16 protein-coding genes are annotated in these 18,251 nt (G+C 63.4%); 5 read left to right on the plus strand and 11 right to left on the minus strand.

Going from position 1 to position 18,251, the window contains the following annotated elements:
* The first annotated feature begins 132 nt into the window (after positions 1 to 132).
* Positions 133 to 1,200 (plus strand): DUF2167 domain-containing protein, encoded by a 1,068-nt coding sequence (locus tag JWV26_RS19800; RefSeq protein ID WP_206417629.1) that lies wholly within the window; start codon positions 133 to 135, stop codon positions 1,198 to 1,200.
* A gap of 21 nt (positions 1,201 to 1,221) precedes the next feature.
* Entirely contained in the window at positions 1,222 to 1,608 is a 387-nt protein-coding gene (locus JWV26_RS19805; RefSeq protein WP_241201233.1) for a hypothetical protein, read from the plus strand.
* Positions 1,609 to 1,665: 57 nt separating this feature from the next.
* Here the strand turns inward: JWV26_RS19805 and JWV26_RS19810 are convergent, their stop codons facing one another.
* From JWV26_RS19810 to JWV26_RS19820, 3 genes are all read right to left on the minus strand, one after another.
* Positions 1,666 to 2,844 carry a vWA domain-containing protein gene (locus JWV26_RS19810; protein ID WP_072424652.1) on the minus strand — a complete coding sequence of 393 codons (1,179 nt, stop codon included), beginning with the start codon at positions 2,842 to 2,844 and terminating at the stop codon, positions 1,666 to 1,668.
* Between the two features lie 173 nt (positions 2,845 to 3,017).
* Entirely contained in the window at positions 3,018 to 3,863 is an 846-nt protein-coding gene (locus JWV26_RS19815) for an AAA family ATPase (RefSeq protein WP_072424653.1), read from the minus strand.
* A gap of 144 nt (positions 3,864 to 4,007) precedes the next feature.
* Positions 4,008 to 5,090 carry a DUF748 domain-containing protein gene (locus JWV26_RS19820; RefSeq protein WP_206417631.1) on the minus strand — a complete coding sequence of 361 codons (1,083 nt, stop codon included), beginning with the start codon at positions 5,088 to 5,090 and terminating at the stop codon, positions 4,008 to 4,010.
* A 127-nt stretch (positions 5,091 to 5,217) separates the two neighbouring features.
* Between JWV26_RS19820 and cysK the strand changes: the two genes are divergently transcribed.
* Entirely contained in the window at positions 5,218 to 6,189 is a 972-nt protein-coding gene (gene cysK / locus JWV26_RS19825; RefSeq protein WP_206417632.1) for a cysteine synthase A, read from the plus strand.
* Between the two features lie 217 nt (positions 6,190 to 6,406).
* Here the strand turns inward: cysK and JWV26_RS19830 are convergent, their stop codons facing one another.
* Positions 6,407 to 7,297 (minus strand): DMT family transporter, encoded by an 891-nt coding sequence (locus JWV26_RS19830; protein WP_206417633.1) that lies wholly within the window; start codon positions 7,295 to 7,297, stop codon positions 6,407 to 6,409.
* A gap of 223 nt (positions 7,298 to 7,520) precedes the next feature.
* Here JWV26_RS19830 and aceK point away from each other — a divergent pair, with 223 nt between their 5' ends.
* On the plus strand, positions 7,521 to 9,239 hold the full coding sequence (aceK, locus tag JWV26_RS19835) for a bifunctional isocitrate dehydrogenase kinase/phosphatase (RefSeq protein WP_206417634.1): 1,719 nt from the start codon (positions 7,521 to 7,523) through the stop codon (positions 9,237 to 9,239).
* An 87-nt stretch (positions 9,240 to 9,326) separates the two neighbouring features.
* Positions 9,327 to 9,455 carry a PA1414 family protein gene (locus JWV26_RS24565; protein ID WP_017677423.1) on the plus strand — a complete coding sequence of 43 codons (129 nt, stop codon included), beginning with the start codon at positions 9,327 to 9,329 and terminating at the stop codon, positions 9,453 to 9,455.
* Positions 9,456 to 9,461: 6 nt separating this feature from the next.
* On the opposite strand, the gene JWV26_RS19840 is transcribed toward JWV26_RS24565, so the two are convergent.
* From JWV26_RS19840 to JWV26_RS19870, 7 genes are all read right to left on the minus strand, one after another.
* Positions 9,462 to 10,193 (minus strand): MBL fold metallo-hydrolase, encoded by a 732-nt coding sequence (locus JWV26_RS19840; RefSeq protein WP_072424658.1) that lies wholly within the window; start codon positions 10,191 to 10,193, stop codon positions 9,462 to 9,464.
* Positions 10,194 to 10,289: 96 nt separating this feature from the next.
* Positions 10,290 to 11,630, minus strand: coding sequence for a purine-cytosine permease family protein (locus JWV26_RS19845; protein ID WP_206417635.1), 1,341 nt, complete (start codon positions 11,628 to 11,630; stop codon positions 10,290 to 10,292).
* A 155-nt stretch (positions 11,631 to 11,785) separates the two neighbouring features.
* On the minus strand, positions 11,786 to 13,387 hold the full coding sequence (locus JWV26_RS19850) for a 5-guanidino-2-oxopentanoate decarboxylase (RefSeq protein WP_206417636.1): 1,602 nt from the start codon (positions 13,385 to 13,387) through the stop codon (positions 11,786 to 11,788).
* A 21-nt stretch (positions 13,388 to 13,408) separates the two neighbouring features.
* Complete coding sequence (locus JWV26_RS19855) at positions 13,409 to 14,803, minus strand: YjiH family protein (RefSeq protein ID WP_072424661.1); 1,395 nt, start codon at positions 14,801 to 14,803, stop codon at positions 13,409 to 13,411.
* A 79-nt stretch (positions 14,804 to 14,882) separates the two neighbouring features.
* The gene (gene speB, locus JWV26_RS19860) at positions 14,883 to 15,842 is read right to left on the minus strand and encodes an agmatinase (RefSeq protein WP_072424662.1); all 960 of its coding nucleotides are present in this window, start codon (positions 15,840 to 15,842) and stop codon (positions 14,883 to 14,885) included.
* A gap of 147 nt (positions 15,843 to 15,989) precedes the next feature.
* Positions 15,990 to 16,712 carry a class II aldolase/adducin family protein gene (locus JWV26_RS19865; RefSeq protein WP_072424663.1) on the minus strand — a complete coding sequence of 241 codons (723 nt, stop codon included), beginning with the start codon at positions 16,710 to 16,712 and terminating at the stop codon, positions 15,990 to 15,992.
* Positions 16,709 to 18,223 (minus strand): amino acid ABC transporter permease/ATP-binding protein, encoded by a 1,515-nt coding sequence (locus JWV26_RS19870; RefSeq protein ID WP_206417637.1) that lies wholly within the window; start codon positions 18,221 to 18,223, stop codon positions 16,709 to 16,711. Before JWV26_RS19870 ends, JWV26_RS19865 begins: the two co-directional genes overlap by 4 nt.
* Between the last annotated feature and the right edge of the window lie 28 nt (positions 18,224 to 18,251).

Consider the following 18,251-nt stretch of genomic DNA (forward strand, 5'->3'; position numbering starts at 1 on the left):
CGGTGCTCCGTGGTCTTCTTTGCAGGGGGGCGGAAAATCGCAAAAAGTTGCGGTATGACGCATGTCGAGTTCCATGCGCGTGGTAACGTAATAAGCAGTTACATTTACCTACCCCGTGTCTATGGAGTTCCCATGTCGATCAAGGATTCGATCCTGGCAGCCGCGCTGGCTGCTGTCCTGCCGTTCACCTGTGTTGCATACGCCAATCCCGAGACCGAGTCAGAAAACGCTGCGGTCGACGCCGAGGTCATCGAGACCGAGGATGCGGCGCAATACATCAGTCCTGAAGAATTCGTCGCCAGTCTGGAGTTCAAGAGTGGCCGCGTCGTCCTGGGCAACGATCTGGCGACCCTCAACCTGCCCGATACCCTGGTGTTTCTCGACGGTGAGAACGCCCAGCGCCTGCTGGTCGATGGCTGGGGCAATCCGCCAGATGACGTCCCGCCGCTAGGCATGATCCTGCCGGCTGGCGTGTCGCCGCTAGCCGATGAATCCTGGGGTGTGACCGTCGAATATGAAGACAGCGGCTACGTGTCCGATGAGGACGCCGCCGATATCGACTACGGCGACATGCTCAAGGACATGCAGGCCGACATGCAGGAGGCCAACACCTGGCGTGAAGAGAATGGCTACGAGGCCGTGCAACTGGTCGGCTGGGCCGCCGAGCCGCACTACGATGCCGAAGGCAAGAAGCTGTACTGGGCCAAGGAACTGAAGTTCGGCGATAGCGACGCCAATACGCTGAATTACAACATTCGCGTGTTGGGCCGTAAGGGTGTGCTGGTGCTGAATTTCGTCGCCAATATGGATCAACTGGCAGAAATCGAGGCCAGCGTGCCGGCCGTGCTGGCTGCGACCGAGTTCAACCCGGGCCAGCGCTATGCCGAGTTCGATCCGGATCTGGATACCGTGGCCGCATACGGCCTCGGCGCGCTGGTAGCTGGCAAGGTCGCCGCCAAGACCGGTTTGCTGGCCATGTTGCTGGTACTGCTGAAGAAGTTCTGGTTCATCCCGGTGGTGCTGGGCGGCTGGCTGTTCAAACGTATCGGTCTGCGCAAGAAGGACACTGCGAGCGAAGAGGCGAGTGCACCGGCTGCTCCTGTTGCAGCGCCAGCCGAGGCCAAGGCCGAGGAGCCGGTACAGGCGCCGGCGCAGACGGTCATGGATCTGAACAAACCGAACGATGCGGACAAGCGTTGAGTTCGAAGCGTGGGTAGCGTCATGCTCAAGGATGTACTGCGCGGCTCCTTTCTTGCGGTTGTGCTGTTGCTGGGCGCCGGTTGCGGCGAAGCGGATCGCTTCGCCGAGGGATGGGATCAGGGCGGTACGCTGCATGAGGCGACCATGCGGGACTGGGCTTTTGCCGTCGATGGCAATCGACTGGCCACCAGTGCCGATTTCGTCCGCGAACGCATCCCCGACATGCCAGAAGAGGGGTTGCCTATCAGCAGCGCCCTGGTCGAGAAATGCCTGAGCGACATGTCGCTCAGGTTCGCCGTGGACTATGTGAAAGCGCACGAGAAGCTGGATTACTGTTTCGACTATACCGAGAGGATGCTCGGCCGGTTGGAGCAGGAATATGCAAGTCAGGCGCGTGCAACCGAATAGCAAAACGCCGCGAATTCTTTACTGGATTCGCGGCGTTTTTCATTGCGGCTTGAAGTCTTACTTGGACAGGTACTTCATGCCGTCCTCCAGCCCCTGCAGGGTCAGCGGGTACATGCGATCTTCGATCAGCTCGCGCACCAGGCCAGTGGAGGCGGTGTAGTTCCAGGTGTCCTTGGGGTAGGGGTTGATCCAGATGATCTTCTTGAACTTCTCGGTGAAGCGCTTCATCCAGACGTAGCCGGCTTCCTCGTTCCAGTGTTCGACGCTGCCGCCGGCCTGGGTGATCTCGTAGGGCGCCATGGCCGCATCGCCGACGAACACCACCTTGTAGTCGGCGCCGTACTTGTGCAGCAGGTCCATCGTCGAGGTGCGCTCGCTGGTGCGGCGCATGTTGTTCTTCCACACGCTCTCGTAGATGAAATTGTGGAAGTAGAAATATTCAAGATGCTTGAATTCGGTCTTGCAGGCCGAGAACAGCTCCTCGCAGACCTTGACGTGGGCGTCCATCGAGCCGCCGATGTCCAGCAACAGCAGGAGCTTGACCGTATTGCGCCGTTCCGGGCGCATCTGGATGTTGAGCAGGCCGCCGTCCTTCGCGGTGTGGTCGATGGTGCCGTCCAGATCCAGCTCTTCGGCTGCGCCCTGACGGGCGAACTTGCGCAGGCGGCGCAGTGCCACCTTTATGTTGCGCGTGCCCAGTTCGACCTGATCGTCGAGGTTCTTGTACTCGCGCTGGTCCCATACCTTGGCGGCCTTGCCCTGGCGCTTGCCGGCATCGCCGACGCGAATGCCTTCCGGGTTGTAGCCACCGGAGCCGAACGGGCTGGTGCCGCCGGTGCCGATCCACTTGTTGCCGCCGGCGTGCTTTTCCTTCTGCTCCTCGAGGCGCTTCTTGAACTCCTCGATCAGCTTGTCCAGGCCGCCGAGGCTCTGGATCTGCGCCTTTTCCTCGTCGGTCAGCAGGCGCTCGAACTCCTTGCGCAGCCACTCCTCGGGGATCATCGCCTCGATGTGTTCGTTGAGGTTTTCCAGGCCCTTGAAGTAGGCGCCGAAGGCCCGGTCGAACTTGTCGAAGTGGCGTTCATCCTTCACCAGGATCGCGCGCGCCAGGTAGTAGAACTCGTCCATGTCGGCGAACACGACGTTGTGCTTGAGCGCATTGATCAGGTCGAGCAGCTCGCGCACCGACACCGGCACCTTGGCCGCGCGCATTTCGTTGAATAGGTTGAGCAGCATGCTATGCCCTCATGAAGGTCTGTGACTGCCTGTGGCCACTGCTCACGCCGGAGCAAGGGCGAGCGAGCTAGAGCCAGGCAAGGCGAGAGCAGGCGAGCAAGCGCAGTGTACTTTTGTACATGAGCATTGCGAGCCTGCTCTCAACACAGCCTGGCCGACGCGCAGCCGCCCGTTTATCGGGATGCTCGGCGGGTCATGAAGGCCAGGCGCTCGAGTAGCTGCACATCCTGCTCGTTCTTCACCAGAGCGCCGGCCAGCGGCGGGATGGCCTTGGTCGGGTCGCGCTCGCGCAACACCGCTTCGCCGATATTGTCGGCCATCAGCAGCTTGAGCCAGTCCACCAGTTCGCTGGTCGAAGGCTTCTTCTTCAGGCCCGGTACCTTGCGCACGTCGAAGAACACGTCCAGCGCCTCGGCCACCAGCTCGCCGCTGATGTTGGGGTAGTGCACATCGACGATCTTCTTCAGGGTGTCGCGATCGGGGAAGGCGATATAGTGGAAGAAGCAGCGGCGCAGGAAGGCGTCCGGCAGTTCCTTCTCGTTATTCGAGGTGATGATGATGATCGGGCGCTGCTTGGCCTTGATCGTCTCGTTGGTCTCGTAAACGTAGAACTCCATCTTGTCGAGTTCCTGCAACAGGTCGTTGGGGAACTCGATGTCGGCCTTGTCGATCTCGTCGATCAGCAGGATCACGCGCTCGTCGGATTCGAACGCCTCCCACAGCTTGCCTTTCTTGATGTAGTTGCGAACGTCGTGAACCTTGTCGGAATCGAGCTGCGAATCGCGCAGGCGGCTGACCGCATCGTATTCGTACAGGCCCTGGTGCGCCTTGGTGGTGGATTTGATGTGCCAGGTGATCAGGCGGGCAGAGAAGGCGTCGGCCAATTGCTCGGCGAGCATGGTCTTGCCGGTGCCCGGTTCACCCTTGACCAGCAGCGGGCGCTGCAGGGTGATGGCGGCGTTGACCGCGAGTTTGAGGTCGTCGGTGGCGACGTAGGACTGGGTGCCTTCGAACTTCATCGGAAAATCCTCGGAACGGTAACGCGCGGGCCGGCCCGCAGCAGAAATTCAGAGTGCGACTATAACGCGCAGCTCCGGTGGCTGTGAACGCAGACGCAGTATTCAGTCACTGAATGGGCGGTCACCGCTGCTTACGACTACAGCTCAGCTGCCGTCCTGCTGAGGTGGCGGGCGTTCGTAGCGGGGCGTGAAGGCCTCGACGAAACCATTGCGCAGGATGGCGATGAAGGCCTGGAAGGCGCTGGTCTGCTGGTCGTGCACGCTGCCGCTGAGTTCGACACGGGTGGCGAACTGGTCGCGGCGCTGGTTCTTCAGCAGTGTCTCGCTGCCGCCGACGATGGCCTCCCAGAGTGAGCGCAGTACGCCTTTATCTTCGTCCTCAACGTCCTGCTCCCAGTCGAACACCTCGACGTCGCGCAGCAGGGGTTTGATGTAACCGTTGAGCTGGGCGTTTTCGGCTTGCGCTTCGATTACCAGGTCGCCGTTGCCGCGCTTGAAGTCGAAGCGGCCGTAGGCGCGGGCGAAGTCGTTGAAGCGCGTCAGGTCGATGTCCTTCGCGCGCAGGCGCAGCTCGAAATCTTCGAACTGCTCGAATGGATCGAAGGTTGCCTCGGCCTCCAGTGGCGCATGCTCCAGCAACAGCGCGCGACCTTCGAAGTGCGCGACCCGGTCGCCCGGTTCGTCGCCGACGTTGGTGAGGTTGTAGAGGCTGGCGTTGACCTCGTCTGCGCTCAGTTCCACCTTCGGGTCGGTGGTGAAGTTGTGAAAGCTGATGCGGCCGTCGATCACCCGCAGTTTGTTGAGCGTGATCGGTAGCAGTTTGTTCAACTGGTCGCGCCAGTCGGTGCCGGCACCGGTCTGGGTGCCCTGGTCATTTTCGCCGCCATCGACGAAGTTCAACTGCGGCCGCTCGAAGAACACCTCGGCTACCACCGCGTGCTCGCGCCATAGCGCCGGCCAGCTTACCGAAAGGTCGATCAATGGGGCATCGAGCAGCGGTACCGGCACATCGCCCGTCACCTTGACGATGGTCAGCTCGTTGATGCGGTAGGCGCCGCGCCACCAGGCCAGGTCGATATCAGCGATATGCCCACGGTAGTCGCCCATCTCGGCGAGCTTGTCGTTGAGATAGTCACGGATCAGCCACGGCAGCGCGAGCTGTGCGGCCAGTAGCAGCAGAACCAGGATGAGCAGGGCCTTGAGGGGCCAGCTGTAGCGTCGTTTCATGGCGGCGTCTGTCGGAGCAGTTATCTTCGATGGACTACGTTCGCGCCGATCTGTTCGGCTGGACTGCATCCGCACCTGGGCATAGGCTGGTGCCCTTATTCATCATCCATCTGCTTAGGAAGGAATCATGAGCCGCATTTTCGCTGACAACTCCCAGGCCATCGGCAATACGCCGCTGGTGATGGTCAACCGCCTGGGGCCGAAAGGCGTGACCATCCTCGCCAAGATCGAGGGCCGCAACCCGGCCTATTCGGTCAAGTGCCGCATTGGCGCCAGCATGATCTGGGATGCCGAGGAGCGCGGCGTGCTCAAGCCGGGCATGACCATCGTCGAGCCGACCTCCGGCAATACCGGCATCGGCCTGGCCTTCGTCGCTGCAGCGCGCGGGTACAAGCTGGTGCTGACCATGCCGGCCTCGATGAGCCTGGAGCGGCGCAAGGTGCTCAAGGCCCTGGGCGCCGAGCTGGTGCTGACCGAGCCGGCCAAGGGCATGAAGGGCGCGATCGAGAAGGCCAACGAGCTGGTGGCCGCCAATCCTGACTACTATCTGCCGCAGCAGTTCGAGAATCCTGCCAACCCGGCCATTCACGAGAAGACCACCGGCCCGGAAATCTGGCGCGACACCGAAGGCGCCATCGACGTGCTGGTCTCCGGCGTCGGCACTGGCGGCACCATCACCGGCGTTTCCCGTTACATCAAGCAGACCCAGGGCAAGCCGATTCTGTCGGTAGCGGTGGAGCCGGTGGGCTCGCCAGTGATCAGCCAGACCCTGGCTGGTGAAGAGGTCAAGCCGGCTCCGCACAAGATTCAAGGCATCGGCGCCGGTTTCGTGCCGAAGAACCTCGACCTGGCGATGGTCGATCAGGTCGAGCAGGTCACTGACGACGAAGCCAAGGCCATGGCCCTGCGTCTGATGCGCGAAGAGGGCATTCTCTGTGGTATCTCCTGCGGCGCGGCGATGGCGGTGGCGGTGCGTCTGGCAGAGAAGCCGGAGATGCAGGGCAAGACCATCGTGGTGATACTGCCGGACTCCGGCGAGCGCTACCTATCGAGCATGCTGTTCAGTGATATGTTCACCGAGCAGGAACTGCAGCAGTAAGAGCAGCTACAGGCTCCAAACCGCAGGCTAAAAGCTACAAGCGGAGCCATGCCTAGGGTAGGTGTCGTTTTTCATGTCCACCGTTTTGGTGGAACGATGAAGCGCGATCCATCCCACGTCTAACTCTCGCGAAAACCGCCTTCGGGCGGTTTTTTCGTAGGGAGCGCCTTGCGCACCGCGGGACAATTTACGGTGGCCTTGGTACGCGTAGCGCACCCTACGTTCTGGCCACGCTTGGCCTGACCACCAGCCACAGCGCCAACCCGATCAGTACGCAGCCAGGCAGGTAGGCCCAACTGAGCGGCTCACCCAGTAGCAAAGCGCCCCATAGCACGCCGAACGGCGGGATCAGGAAGGTGGTGGTGCTGGCCTTGATCGGCCCGATATCGGCCAGCAAACGGAAATACAGGACATAGGCGAACGCCGTGCAGACCAGGCCAAGGCCGGCCAGCGACAGCCATACCTCGATGCCACCCCAGCTTGGCGGTGGTTGCAGCGCGAGGCTGCCCGCGAACAGCGGCAGCAGGAACAGGCTGGCCCCCGCCAGGCTGGCGAAGGCGGTCAGACGGTTGTCCAGGCCGCCTTGCTGGCCGATCCAGCGTCGGGTGAGGAAACCGGCGAAGCCGTAGCAGGTGGTGGCCACCAGGCAGGCGCCGGCGCCCAGCAGCAGTTGCAGGTCGAAGGCCACCGGGCCGGTGCGGGTCAGCACCGCTACGCCGAGCAGGCCGAGAAACACGCCCGCCGCCTTGCTCGGGGTGATGCCCTCATGGAAGAACAGTGCGCCGATCAGCACGCCCATCAGTGGGGTGGTAGCGTTGAAAATCGCCGAATAACCGGCCGGCAGGATCAGCGCCGCCAGGCAATACATGGCTGAAGGCAGGCCGGCGTTGATCACGCCCAGGCCGAGGCAGATGCGCAGTTTGCCGCGAAAGTCCCAGGCACTGCGCAGCAGCAGGAGCAACGCCAGCAGCCCCAGCGCGCCGAAGCTGGCGCGAAAGAACGCGGTCGGCATGCTGCCCAGCACTGGTGCGGCAACGCGCATGAACAGGAAGCTGGCGCCCCAGATGGCGGCGAGCAGCAGCAGACGAAGTAGATCGGCGGTACGCAAGGCGAAGTATCCGGCAGGGTGGGGCCGAGAGTGTTGCCGCTGGGCAGGCTTCTGGCAATCCGCATTGCACTTTCGAATGTTTGGCATGGGCGCTGCTGCAGGGAAGGTGTGGGAGGGGCTTTAGCCGCGACGTGCAATCGTGGAGGATTTGGCGATTCCCGGTTGTATCCACGCCGGCGTTGTCGGCTAAGCTCGGCTGATCACTGCGGATGAGGCATGCGTAATGGGGCAACAATGGCCGGCCGGCGAGATCGCTCGCCTGATCCTCGATGGCTTCGACGATTACCGCGAGCGTTTTCGCCAGATCACCGATGGCGCGCGGGTACGCTTCGAGCAGGCGCAGTGGCAGGAGGCGCAGCAAGCGTCGGCGGCGCGCATCAACCTCTATGAAGATAAGGTCGCAGAAACCCGCGAGCGTCTGCTGCAAGGGTTCGATGCTTCGCTGCTGGAAGTCGGGCAGTGGCCGCTGGTCAAGAGCGCCTATATCGCCCTGATCGACCTGCGGTTTGATGACGAACTGGCGGAAACCTGGTTCAACTCGATCTTCTGCAGCCTGTTCAGCCATGACCAGATTAGCGATGGCTGCATGTTCATCCATACCACCCGGCCGTCGCTACGCAACCAGCCCAGCGCCGCGCAGACGCGCAGCTATCGGCCGGCAGGCGAGCTGCACCTGGCGCTGCAGGCGATCTTCGACGATTACCGTTTCGATGCCCCTTACGAGGATCTGTCGCGCGACCTGCAGCGGCTGGAAGAGCAACTGCGCGCGAGCCTACCGGATTGGGTCTGCAAGGATCCTGAGTTGTGCATCGAGCTGTTTTCCTCGGTGCTGTATCGCAACAAGGGCGCCTACCTGATCGGGCGCATCTACACCCGCGAGGAGCAGTGGCCGCTGGCGATCCCCTTGCTGCACCGCGAAGGGCAGGGCATCCAGGCCGATGCGGCGATCACCGACGAGGCGGAGGTGTCGATCATCTTCTCCTTCACCCGCAGCTACTTCATGGTGGCCGTGGCGATTCCGGCCGAGTTCGTCGGCTTTCTCAAGCGCATCCTGCCGGGCAAGCACATCGCCGAGCTGTACACCTCGATCGGCTTCTACAAGCACGGCAAATCCGAGTTCTACCGAGCCCTGATCGGCCACCTGGCCAGCACTGATGATCGCTTCATCATGGCGCCCGGTGTGCGTGGCATGGTGATGAGTGTGTTCACCCTGCCGGGTTTCAATACCGTGTTCAAGATCATCAAGGACCGTTTCGCCCACGCCAAGACGGTGGATCGCAACACGGTGATCGAGAAGTACCGCCTGGTGAAAAGCGTCGACCGGGTAGGGCGCATGGCCGATACCCAGGAGTTTGCCGATTTCCGTTTCCCCAAGGCCAAGTTCGAGCCCGAGTGCCTGGCCGAGTTGCTGGAAGTTGCGCCGTCCACTGTGGCCGTGGAAGGTGATACCGTGCTGGTGCGCCACTGCTGGACCGAGCGGCGCATGACGCCGCTCAACCTCTACCTGGAAAGCGCCAACGAGGCGCAGGTGCGTGAGGCGCTGGATGACTACGGCCTGGCCATCAAACAGTTGGCCGCGGCCAATATCTTTCCCGGTGACATGTTGCTGAAGAACTTCGGCGTCACTCGCCATGGCCGCGTGGTGTTCTACGACTACGACGAGATCTGCTTTCTCACTGAAGTGAACTTCCGGCGCATCCCGCCGCCGCGTTTCCCCGAGGACGAGATGAGTTCCGAGCCCTGGTATTCGGTGGGGCCGATGGACGTGTTTCCCGAGGAGTTTCCGCCGTTCCTGTTCGCCGATATCAAGCAGCGCCAGCTATTCAGCAAGCTGCATGGCAATCTCTATGAGGCCGATTACTGGAAACAATTGCAGGAGGCGATTCGCGCGGGCAAGGTGATCGACGTGTTCCCGTATCGACGCAAGAGTCCGGTGATTTGACGGAGGCTGGTTGAAATCCGTTTGGCCCGGCCTAATCTTAGAGGTGAGCCGCTGGCTCTTCCCTTTACTTGGCAGGAGGTCGTACCCATGCTCGCCAAGCTGCAAGAACAACTGCAAGCCCTGCTGCAGGCCCTTGGCCTCGCCCCGCAACCTCAGCCGATTCGTATCAGTGAAGCCGAGCAGCAACGCCTGCGCCGCGAGCGTCAGCGTCGCTGAAACTCGTCAGTTGAGCCGATGGGCGTCGAACCAGGCGTCTATCAGCTCGCGCATCCGCTCTCCCGAGAAACTCGCGAAATGCCCGCCGTGCACGGTGCGTACGGGTAGCTCGCGCAGGCGCGCGAGGCTGCGCGCGTAATCTTCCAGATTCGAGTGGTAGGCGTCTTCGATCAGCGGGCCATCGTAGAGGATGTCGCCGGAAAACAGCGTGTGCGTCTGCGCTTCCCACAGGCTGATGCCGCCGGGTGAATGGCCGGGCGTGTGCAGCACCTGCAATACCCGATTCCCCAGATCCAGTACGTCGCCATCTTCGACCAAGCGCGTGGCTGGGGCCGCCCGTACGCGGTATTCGGCGTAGCACAGCGGGCAGTCCGGATGCGCTTCGAACATGTCGTCACCGACGAAGTCGGTGGCCAGGGTATTGGCGCCGTCCGGCGCGGCGAGAATATCGGCCTCGGCCGGATGCACCAGACGCTCATCGAATTCGTGATGCCCGGCGATGTGGTCGAAGTGGCAGTGGCTGGCCACCGCCAGCAGCGGCTTTTCGGTCAGCCACGGCAGTTGCTCGCGCAGGCTGACCAAGCCGGAGCCGGAGTCGATCAGCACGTCATGTTCGCGCCCCTGCACATGCCACATGTTGCAGCGATAGAAGGGGCGCACGTAGGGCTCGTGGATGAGGCAGATGCCGTCGTGGTGGTGCTCCACCTCGAACCAGCGGTCACGGCTGACGATTTTCATGACTTCTCTCGCAGCAATCGATTGACCTATTGTAGGAGCCAGCTTGCTGGCGATCAGCAGGGAATCGCTAGCAAGTTGGCTCCTGCAGGTGGTGCGTCAGGCCAACTGCGCCCGTGGCACCAGAACCCAGCGGCGCAGCACCGCGTAGCTGGCAGCGGTGATCAGGAACACCGGCAGCGAAGCGCCCCAGGCCAGCGGCGAGACCCAGCCCCAGTAGTAGGCCAGCACCGCGCCCAGGCCGTAGGCAATGAACGCGGCCGGGTTGAAGCCGTTCAGGTAGCGGTAGCGACCGCCGTCTTCACTGAGCAGCTCATCCACCGCGTAGTCGCCCTTGTGGATCAGGAAGTAATCGGCGATCAGCACGGCGAAGGCGGGAATGAACACACTGCCGATCACCAGCAGGAAACTCTGGAAGTTGTCGAGGATGCCGGGAATCTGCGAGCCGAGGATAGACAGCACGCCGATGCACAGTGCCGGCTTCCAGAACGGAGTTTTCGGGCTGACGTTCAGGTACGACAGCGAGGCGCTGTAGACGCACATGACGTTGGTGGTCATCACCGAGAGGAACACCACGATGGCCGCCGGCAGGCCGAAACCGAAACCGGCCAGCAGCACCGCCGGGTCGTAGGTCTGCTCCATGCCGGTCAGCACCGAGAAGCCCGAGACCGTGGCGCCCAGACCCATGGCCAGCAGAGTGGCGGCGACATAGCCGACCCAGGTGCCGACTCCCGCCACGCCTTGGCTGCGGCAGTTGCGGTTGTAGTCGGCGGCCAGTGGAATCCATGAAAAAGCAGTGGCGATGACAATATCGAAGGCGATACCCGGGGTGATCTCGTTGCGTGGTTCGGTGGGCATGGCCAGCAGGCTGGCGAACTCGAACTTCTGCCCCATCACGTAGAACACCGCGCCGGCCAGCAGGAGCATGCCGATGGCGGCCCAGCGTTCGACCCGCTCGATGCCCAGGTGGCCGCGCAGGGCTATCAGCAGCACCAGGGTCTCGCAGAGGATGGTGAACAGCGGCAGGTTGGAGTAGCCGGTCAGGTGCTCCACTGCGTAGTTCAGGCTCATGCCCGCCAGCAGCGCCTGGATCCAGCTCCAGGCCAGCAGGGTCAGCAGGTTGACCAGCGACGGCAGCTTGGCGCCGTGTACACCGTAGCTGCCGCGTGCCAGCACCATGGTGGTCAGGCCCGAGCGTTGGCCCATCAGGCCGACCAGTACCAGCGGCAGGATGCCGATGCCCGAACCGATCAGCACGATGAGCATGGCCTGGGTGAATTTCAGATCCGGCACCAGCAGCATGCCGGTGAGGATGGTAGTGACCACCACGTTGGCGCCCAGCCACAGGGCGATGGTGCCACCAAGACCGAGGCTGCGATGCGCCTTGTCGGTTGGGGCCAGGCCGTCCTGGCCGAAGTGCTGGCTGAGATTCTTGAACATGGAACGACTCCCCGATGCTTGATTATTGGTATTGGTGGGCGGCAGTCAGTGGTACAGCTGAATCTTGTGGTTATGGTCACGCGGGATCGCGGCTAAAGCCCCTCCCACGGGGTACTCCGTTCTTGTGGGAGCGGCTTCAGCCGCGATCAATAGGTTCAGGGATGAAAGGGCGCGGCCTCCTGCACTTCGATGATCAAGGGGCGATCCTGCGGCGCGCTGCGCAGCAGCTCGGTCAGATGCGCATGGTCACGCGCACGCTCGGCGGCGCAGCCAAAGCCACGGGCGATGGCCAGCAGATCCGGGGTGTAGATGTCGACGGCAATCGGGGTGATGTCGCGGCGCTGCATGTAGCGCTTGATCTCGCCGTAACCGGCGTTGTTCCAGAGCAGGACGATGATACCGACCCTTGCCTCTACGGCACTGGCCAGCTCGGCGATGGTGAACTGAATACCGCCATCGCCCATCAGGCTGATCACCGGCCGCTGCGGCTCGGCCAGCTTGGCGCCGATGGCCGCCGGTAAACCGTAGCCGAGCGTGCCGTAGCCGGTGGAGGCGTTGAACCAGCGCCGCGCACCGTCCAGTTCGACCAGATGATTGCCGCTGTACACGGTCTGCGTCGAATCGCCGACGAAGCGGGCATCCGGCAGAGCATCGAGGATGCAGTCGAACAGCTGGCGGTAATGCCCCCAGCCGCTGAAGTCCTCGTTCAGGCGCGCCTGCACGGCTGCGGTACGCCGGGCGCCGGGGCTGCCTGCGTTGGCCTCGCGCGGGTCGAGCTCGGCCAGCAGCATGCGCATGGCCACGCGCGCATCGCCCTGGATCGCCAGATGCGGGGTGAAGTTACGCTGCAATTGCTGAGCGTCGATGTCGATGCGGATCAGTCGACCGGGCAGGCGGAAGTCGCCGTCGAACACCACGTCGTAGTCGGTCTCGCCCAGCTCGGTGCCGATGGCCAGCACCACGTCAGCCTCCAGCGCCAGATCGCGCACCGGGCGCAGCGACTGGTTGCTGCCCAGCAGCAGCGGATGGCCCGGCGGCAGCAGGCCCTTGGCATTGATGGTCAGCGCGGTCGGAACATCCAGTGCAGCGGCCAGAGCGCGGGCTTCAGCCTCGGCGGATACGCAACCACCGCCCAGCAGCAGGAGAGGGCGCTTGGCCTGCCTGAGCAGGCCGGCGGCCTCACGGATCAGCGTGCGGTTCGGCGCCGGGCGGCGCACGGTCGGCCGTGGCGCCGGGGTCATGTGGGTGGCGTCTGCGGTGATGATGTCCAGTGGCAGCTCGATATGCACAGGGCGCGGCCGCTCGCCTTCGAATACGGCGAAGGCGCGAGCCAGCACGCCGGGCAGTTCCTCGACGCTCATCAGGGTATGGCTGAAGGCGGTGACGCCGGCGGTCATCGCCCGCTGGTTGGGCAACTCATGCAGATAGCCCTTGCCCAGGCCCAGGCGTGCGCGCTCGTTGACGCTGGAAATCACCAGCATCGGGATCGAGTCGGCGTAGGCCTGGCCCATGGCGGTGAGGATGTTGGTCATCCCAGGGCCGGTGATGATGAAGCACACACCCGGCTTGCCCGAGACGCGCGCATAGCCGTCGGCCATGAAGCCGGCGCCCTGCTCGTGACGCGGGGTGACGTGGCGGATGCTGCTTGAGGGCAGGCCGCGATAGAGCTCGACGGTGTGCACGCCGGGGATGCCGAACACGGTGTCGACGCCCCAGGCTTCCAGTTGCTTGACGAGAAATTCGCCGCAGGTGGTCATGGTCAGGTCCTTGTGTCGACGTCAGCCGACGATCCAGTGCGCCATCAGCGCGATGATCGGCAGGGTGATCAGGGTGCGGATGATGAAGATGACGAACAGCTCGAGCAGGTTCAGCGGCAGCTTGGCCTTGATGATCAGCACGCCGACCTCGGACATGTAGATCAGCTGGGTCAGCGACACGCAGGCCACCACGAAGCGGGTCAGTTCGCTCTCGATACCCTTGCCCAGCACTGCGGGCAGGAACATGTCGGCGAAGCCCACCAACATCGCTGGCGCTGCCTTGGCGGCTTCCGGCAGTTGCAGCAGTTCGAGCAACGGCACGATGGGAGCGGACAGCCAGTTGAAGATCGGAGTGAACTCGGCGATGGCCAAGGATACCGTGCCAATGGCCATTACCAGCGGCAGCAGACCCAGCCAGATATCGACCACGTTGTGCACGCCGACCTTGACCATCTGCCCCGGCGAGGGATTGGCGTTGGCGCGCTTGACAGCCTGCAGCAGGCCCCAGCGCAGCAGCGAGGTGCCGGCTGGCACATCTTCCTTGATCTGCTTGCCGACCCCGGCGACGTACTCGTCCTTCTTCCACGACAGCGGTGGAATACGCGGGGTGATGATGGCGGCAGCCAGACCGGCGACTACCACGGTCAGGTAGAAGGGTACGAACAGATGGTCGAGCTTCATGAAGCTGGTGATCAGCAGGCTGAAGGCGATCGAGGCGATGGAGAAGTTGGTGGCGATCACTGCCGCTTCTCGGGCGCTGTAGAAGCCCTTCTGGTACTGCTGGGCAGTGATCAGCACGCCAACGGTGCCGGAGCCGAGCCAGCTGGCGATGGCGTCGATGGCCGAGCGTCCGGGCAGGCCGAAGATCTTGCGGAACACATTGCGCACCAGGGTGCCGCAGAACTCCATCAGGCCGTAGTCGGTAAGCAGCGGCAGGATCAGGCCGGCGACCAGGAAGAAGGTGATCAACACCGGCGCCAGGTCTTTCAGCACCACGCCGCCGGTATTGGCGTTCCACACCCATTCCGGGCCGAATTGCCAGAACGTCATGGCCGCGAACAGCCCGCCGAGCACGCGCAGGGCGAGCCACAGCGGCGGCAGCACGAACAGGTCGTTCAGGGCGCGACGCTCCGTGAGCCAGCGTGGCTTGAGCAGGCTGCCGAACAGGCCGAGGACGGCGGAGAGCAGCAACAGGGCGGTGGCGATGGCAGGCAGCTGATCGCTGACGGCAGCCTTGAGTGCGTCAGCCATGACGCCGAGGCCGATGGTGACCTTTTCTTCGTAAACGATGGGGGTGAGAAACAGCAGTACGCCGAGCAACGAGGGGATCAGGAAGATCAGTAACTGACGCACGCTGTAGGAGGTATCGGTCGGCGGCTGGTCATCCAGCAACGGCATGGATTCTTCGCGATTCATCTGGGCACCCTGATTTGTTGTTGTAGGGATGTACCGGGCGCCTCGCGGGGCGCCCGGGCGGAGCAGTAAAAGCCGGAGGTCAGCGACGCTGAACCCCCGGAAGCACGCAGAGCATTTCGTACAGCAGGTTGGCGCCGAGCAACGAGGTGTTGCCGGTGGTGTCGTAGGGCGGCGAGACCTCCACCAGGTCGCCACCGATCAGGTCCAGGCCCTGGCAACCACGGATGATCTCGATGGCCTGGATGGTGGTCAGGCCGCCGATTTCCGGGGTTCCGGTGCCGGGCGCCCAGGCCGGGTCGATGCCGTCGATGTCGAACGACAGGTACACCGGGCCGCCGCCGACCTTCTCGCGCACTTCGGCCATCAGCGGCTCCAGCGACTTGTGCCAGCACTCCTCGGCCTGCACCACACGGAAGCCCTGCTTGCGGCTCCAGTTGAAGTCTTCGGCGGTGTAGCCCTGGGCGCGCAGGCCGATCTGCACCACACGCTGGCTGTCGAGCAGGCCTTCTTCCTGGGCGCGGCGGAAGGTGGTGCCGTGGGCGATCTTCTCGCCGAACATATGGTCGTTGACGTCGGCGTGGGCGTCGATATGCACCAGGCCGATCTTGCCGTACTTCTTGTGCAGGGCACGCAGGATCGGCAGGGTGATGGTGTGGTCGCCACCCAGGGTCAGCGGCTTGATGCCGAGTTCGACGATCTCGTCGTAGGCTTCCTCGATGATGCGCACGGCGTCGAGCAGGTTGAAGGTGTTGATCGCCACGTCGCCGATATCGGCCACGTTCAGCGAGTCGAAGGGGGCGGCACCGGTGGCCATGTTGTACGGGCGGATCATCACTGACTGGGCGCGGATCTCGCGCGGGCCGAAGCGGGTGCCGGAGCGCAGCGAGGTGCCGATGTCCAGTGGCACGCCGACGAAGGCGGCGTCGAGCTGGCGTTTTTCCTCGGGGCTCTGGATGTGGGGCAGGCGCATCATGGTGGCGATGCCGCCGAAGCGGGGCATTTCATTGCCGCCCAGGGGCTGGTGGAAGGTCTTGTCCATGGGTGGGCCTCAGGCTCGTTCTGGTTGTGGCCGGGAGTCTTGACCGGCCAGGCGCTGGGAAAAATCGGCTGGGGCAAAAACTTACTTCAGGATTGTTTGAAGTAAGGCTGTAAGCCCCGGTTCATAAGGTGTGGCGTGGCGCGCGCATCAGTCGCGGTAACTGGTATCGAGGCGATCAAGCTTGCGTAGCCAGGCCTGCCACAGCAGCTGGCGCTGCCATTCGGCGCCCTGCAGCTGCTCGCAGGCATGCTGCGCCAGGTGCGCCGGAATCTCGCTGCAGGGCTGGCCACCACCGGTGGCGGCGAGCTGGATCTCGCAGGCGCGGTTCAGGTAGTACATGACGTAGAAGGCGTCGGCGACGCTGGCGCCGACGCTGAGCAGGCCATGGTGGCGCAGCAGCAGGGCAATGTTGTCGCCCAGCGAGGCCTGGATGCGCGCACGTTCGTCCAGATCCAGCGCCACGCCTTCGTAGGCGTGGTAGCCCAGGCGCTGGTGGAACTCGGTGCTGATCTGGTTGAGCTGCAGCAGGCCATCGTTCTGCGCGGCCACCGCCATGCCGGCCAGGGTATGGGTGTGGATCACGCAGTGGGCGTCGTCGCGGGCCATATGCACGGCGCTGTGGATGGTGAAGCCGGCGACGTTGTAGTCGGCGTTGCCCTCGACCACCTTGCCGTGCATGTCCACCACGATCAGGTCGCTGGCGCGAATCTCCTCGAAGAACAGACCGAACGGATTGATCAGAAAACGCGGCTCGCCGTCACCCGGCAGGCGTACGGAAAAGTGCGTGTAGAGGGTGTCGTCCCAGCCGAACAGGGCGGCCAGGCGGTAGGCCGCAGCCAGGTCGCGGCGCAGGGGGGCGATGTCGTTCATGCGTTCTCCAGGCCGATGAAGCGGCGTACGCGTTGGTGGTTGCCGTGGTGGATGGCGGCAGGTGAGGCATCGAGCTGAACATGACCGTCTTCCATGAACAGCACGCGGTCGGATATCGACAGGGCGAAGTCCATCTCGTGGGTGACGATCAGCATCGTCATGCCTTCGCGGGCCAGGTCGCGGATCACCGCGAGCACGTCGCCCACCAGTTCCGGGTCGAGCGCCGAAGTGGGCTCGTCGAACAGCATGATGTCCGGCTGCATGGCCAGGGCGCGGGCGATGGCCACGCGCTGCTGCTGGCCGCCGGACAGTTGGTGCGGGTACTTGTCGGCGTGGGCCAACAGGCCGACCTTGTCCAGCAGCGCCAGGGCTTGTCGGCGCAGTTCGGCGTTATTACCCAGGCCGTGGTAGCGCGGCGCGAGTAGGACGTTGTCGAAGATGGTGCGGTGGGGGAACAGGTTGAAACTCTGGAACACCATGCCGATGCGCCGCACGCCTTCGCGCTGGCGGCGGTTCTCGGGGCGGTCGCCGGCCTGGATGAAACTCTCGCCGAACAGCACGATCTCGCCTTCGTCGATGCTTTCCAGGCCGTTGACGGTGCGGATCAGCGAGGTCTTGCCGGAGCCGGACGGGCCGATGATGGAGATCACCTCGCCAGGCTGCACACTCAGGTCGATGCCCTTGAGCACATGGTGGTCGCCGTAGTGCTTGTGGATGTTGCTCAGGTACAGCGCCGCCGGAGTGCCTGGCTCACGAACCCGGGCGTTGCCGGTCGCCACCTGTGGCAGTTCGCTGCGCAGCTTGGTTACCTGGGCATCGCCGAGGGTGCCCGGCTTGCGCCGGCCAAGGTCGAGGTGGCGCTCCAGGTACTGCAGGCCCCAGCCGAACAGGCTGACGATCAGCACGTAGTACACGGCCACGGCGCCGAGGGTTTCCAGCACCAGGAAGTTCTGCGCGTAAAGGCGTTGGCCGACCAGCAGCAGTTCGCTGAGGGAGATCACCGAGACCAGTGAGGTCAGCTTGACGATGGTCACGTACTCGTTGGTCAACGTCGGCAGGGCGATGCGAAAGGCCTGCGGCACGACGATCAGCCGCTGGGTGCCAAGCCGGCCAATACCCAGGGCGCGGGCGGCTTCGCGCTGCCCTTTGGCCACCGACAACAAGCCACCACGGTGGATTTCGGCCATGTATGCCGCTTCGGTCAGTACCAGGGCGAACAGACCGGCGTAGAACGGATTGGACAGTACCTTGCCGCTGGCCGGCATCAGTTGCGGCAGGTTGTAGACGAAGATCAGCAGCACCAGCAGCGGCACGCTGCGAAAGAACCATACGTAGATCGCGGCTGGCGCGCTGAGCCAGCGACTGGCGGCTTGCTTGGCACTGGCCAAACCGAAGCCCAGCACCAGGCCGAGCAGCCAGGCCAGGCTGCTGAGTTTCACCACCGTCCAGCACGCCGCCCAGAAGGCCGGCATGGAAAACAGGGAGAAGAAATAGCTCCATTCGAACGGCATATGGGGCACCTGTGACTCAAGCTGAAAA

Source organism: Ectopseudomonas toyotomiensis, from assembly GCF_017167985.1.
Taxonomy (GTDB): Bacteria; Pseudomonadota; Gammaproteobacteria; order Pseudomonadales; family Pseudomonadaceae; genus Aquipseudomonas; species Aquipseudomonas toyotomiensis.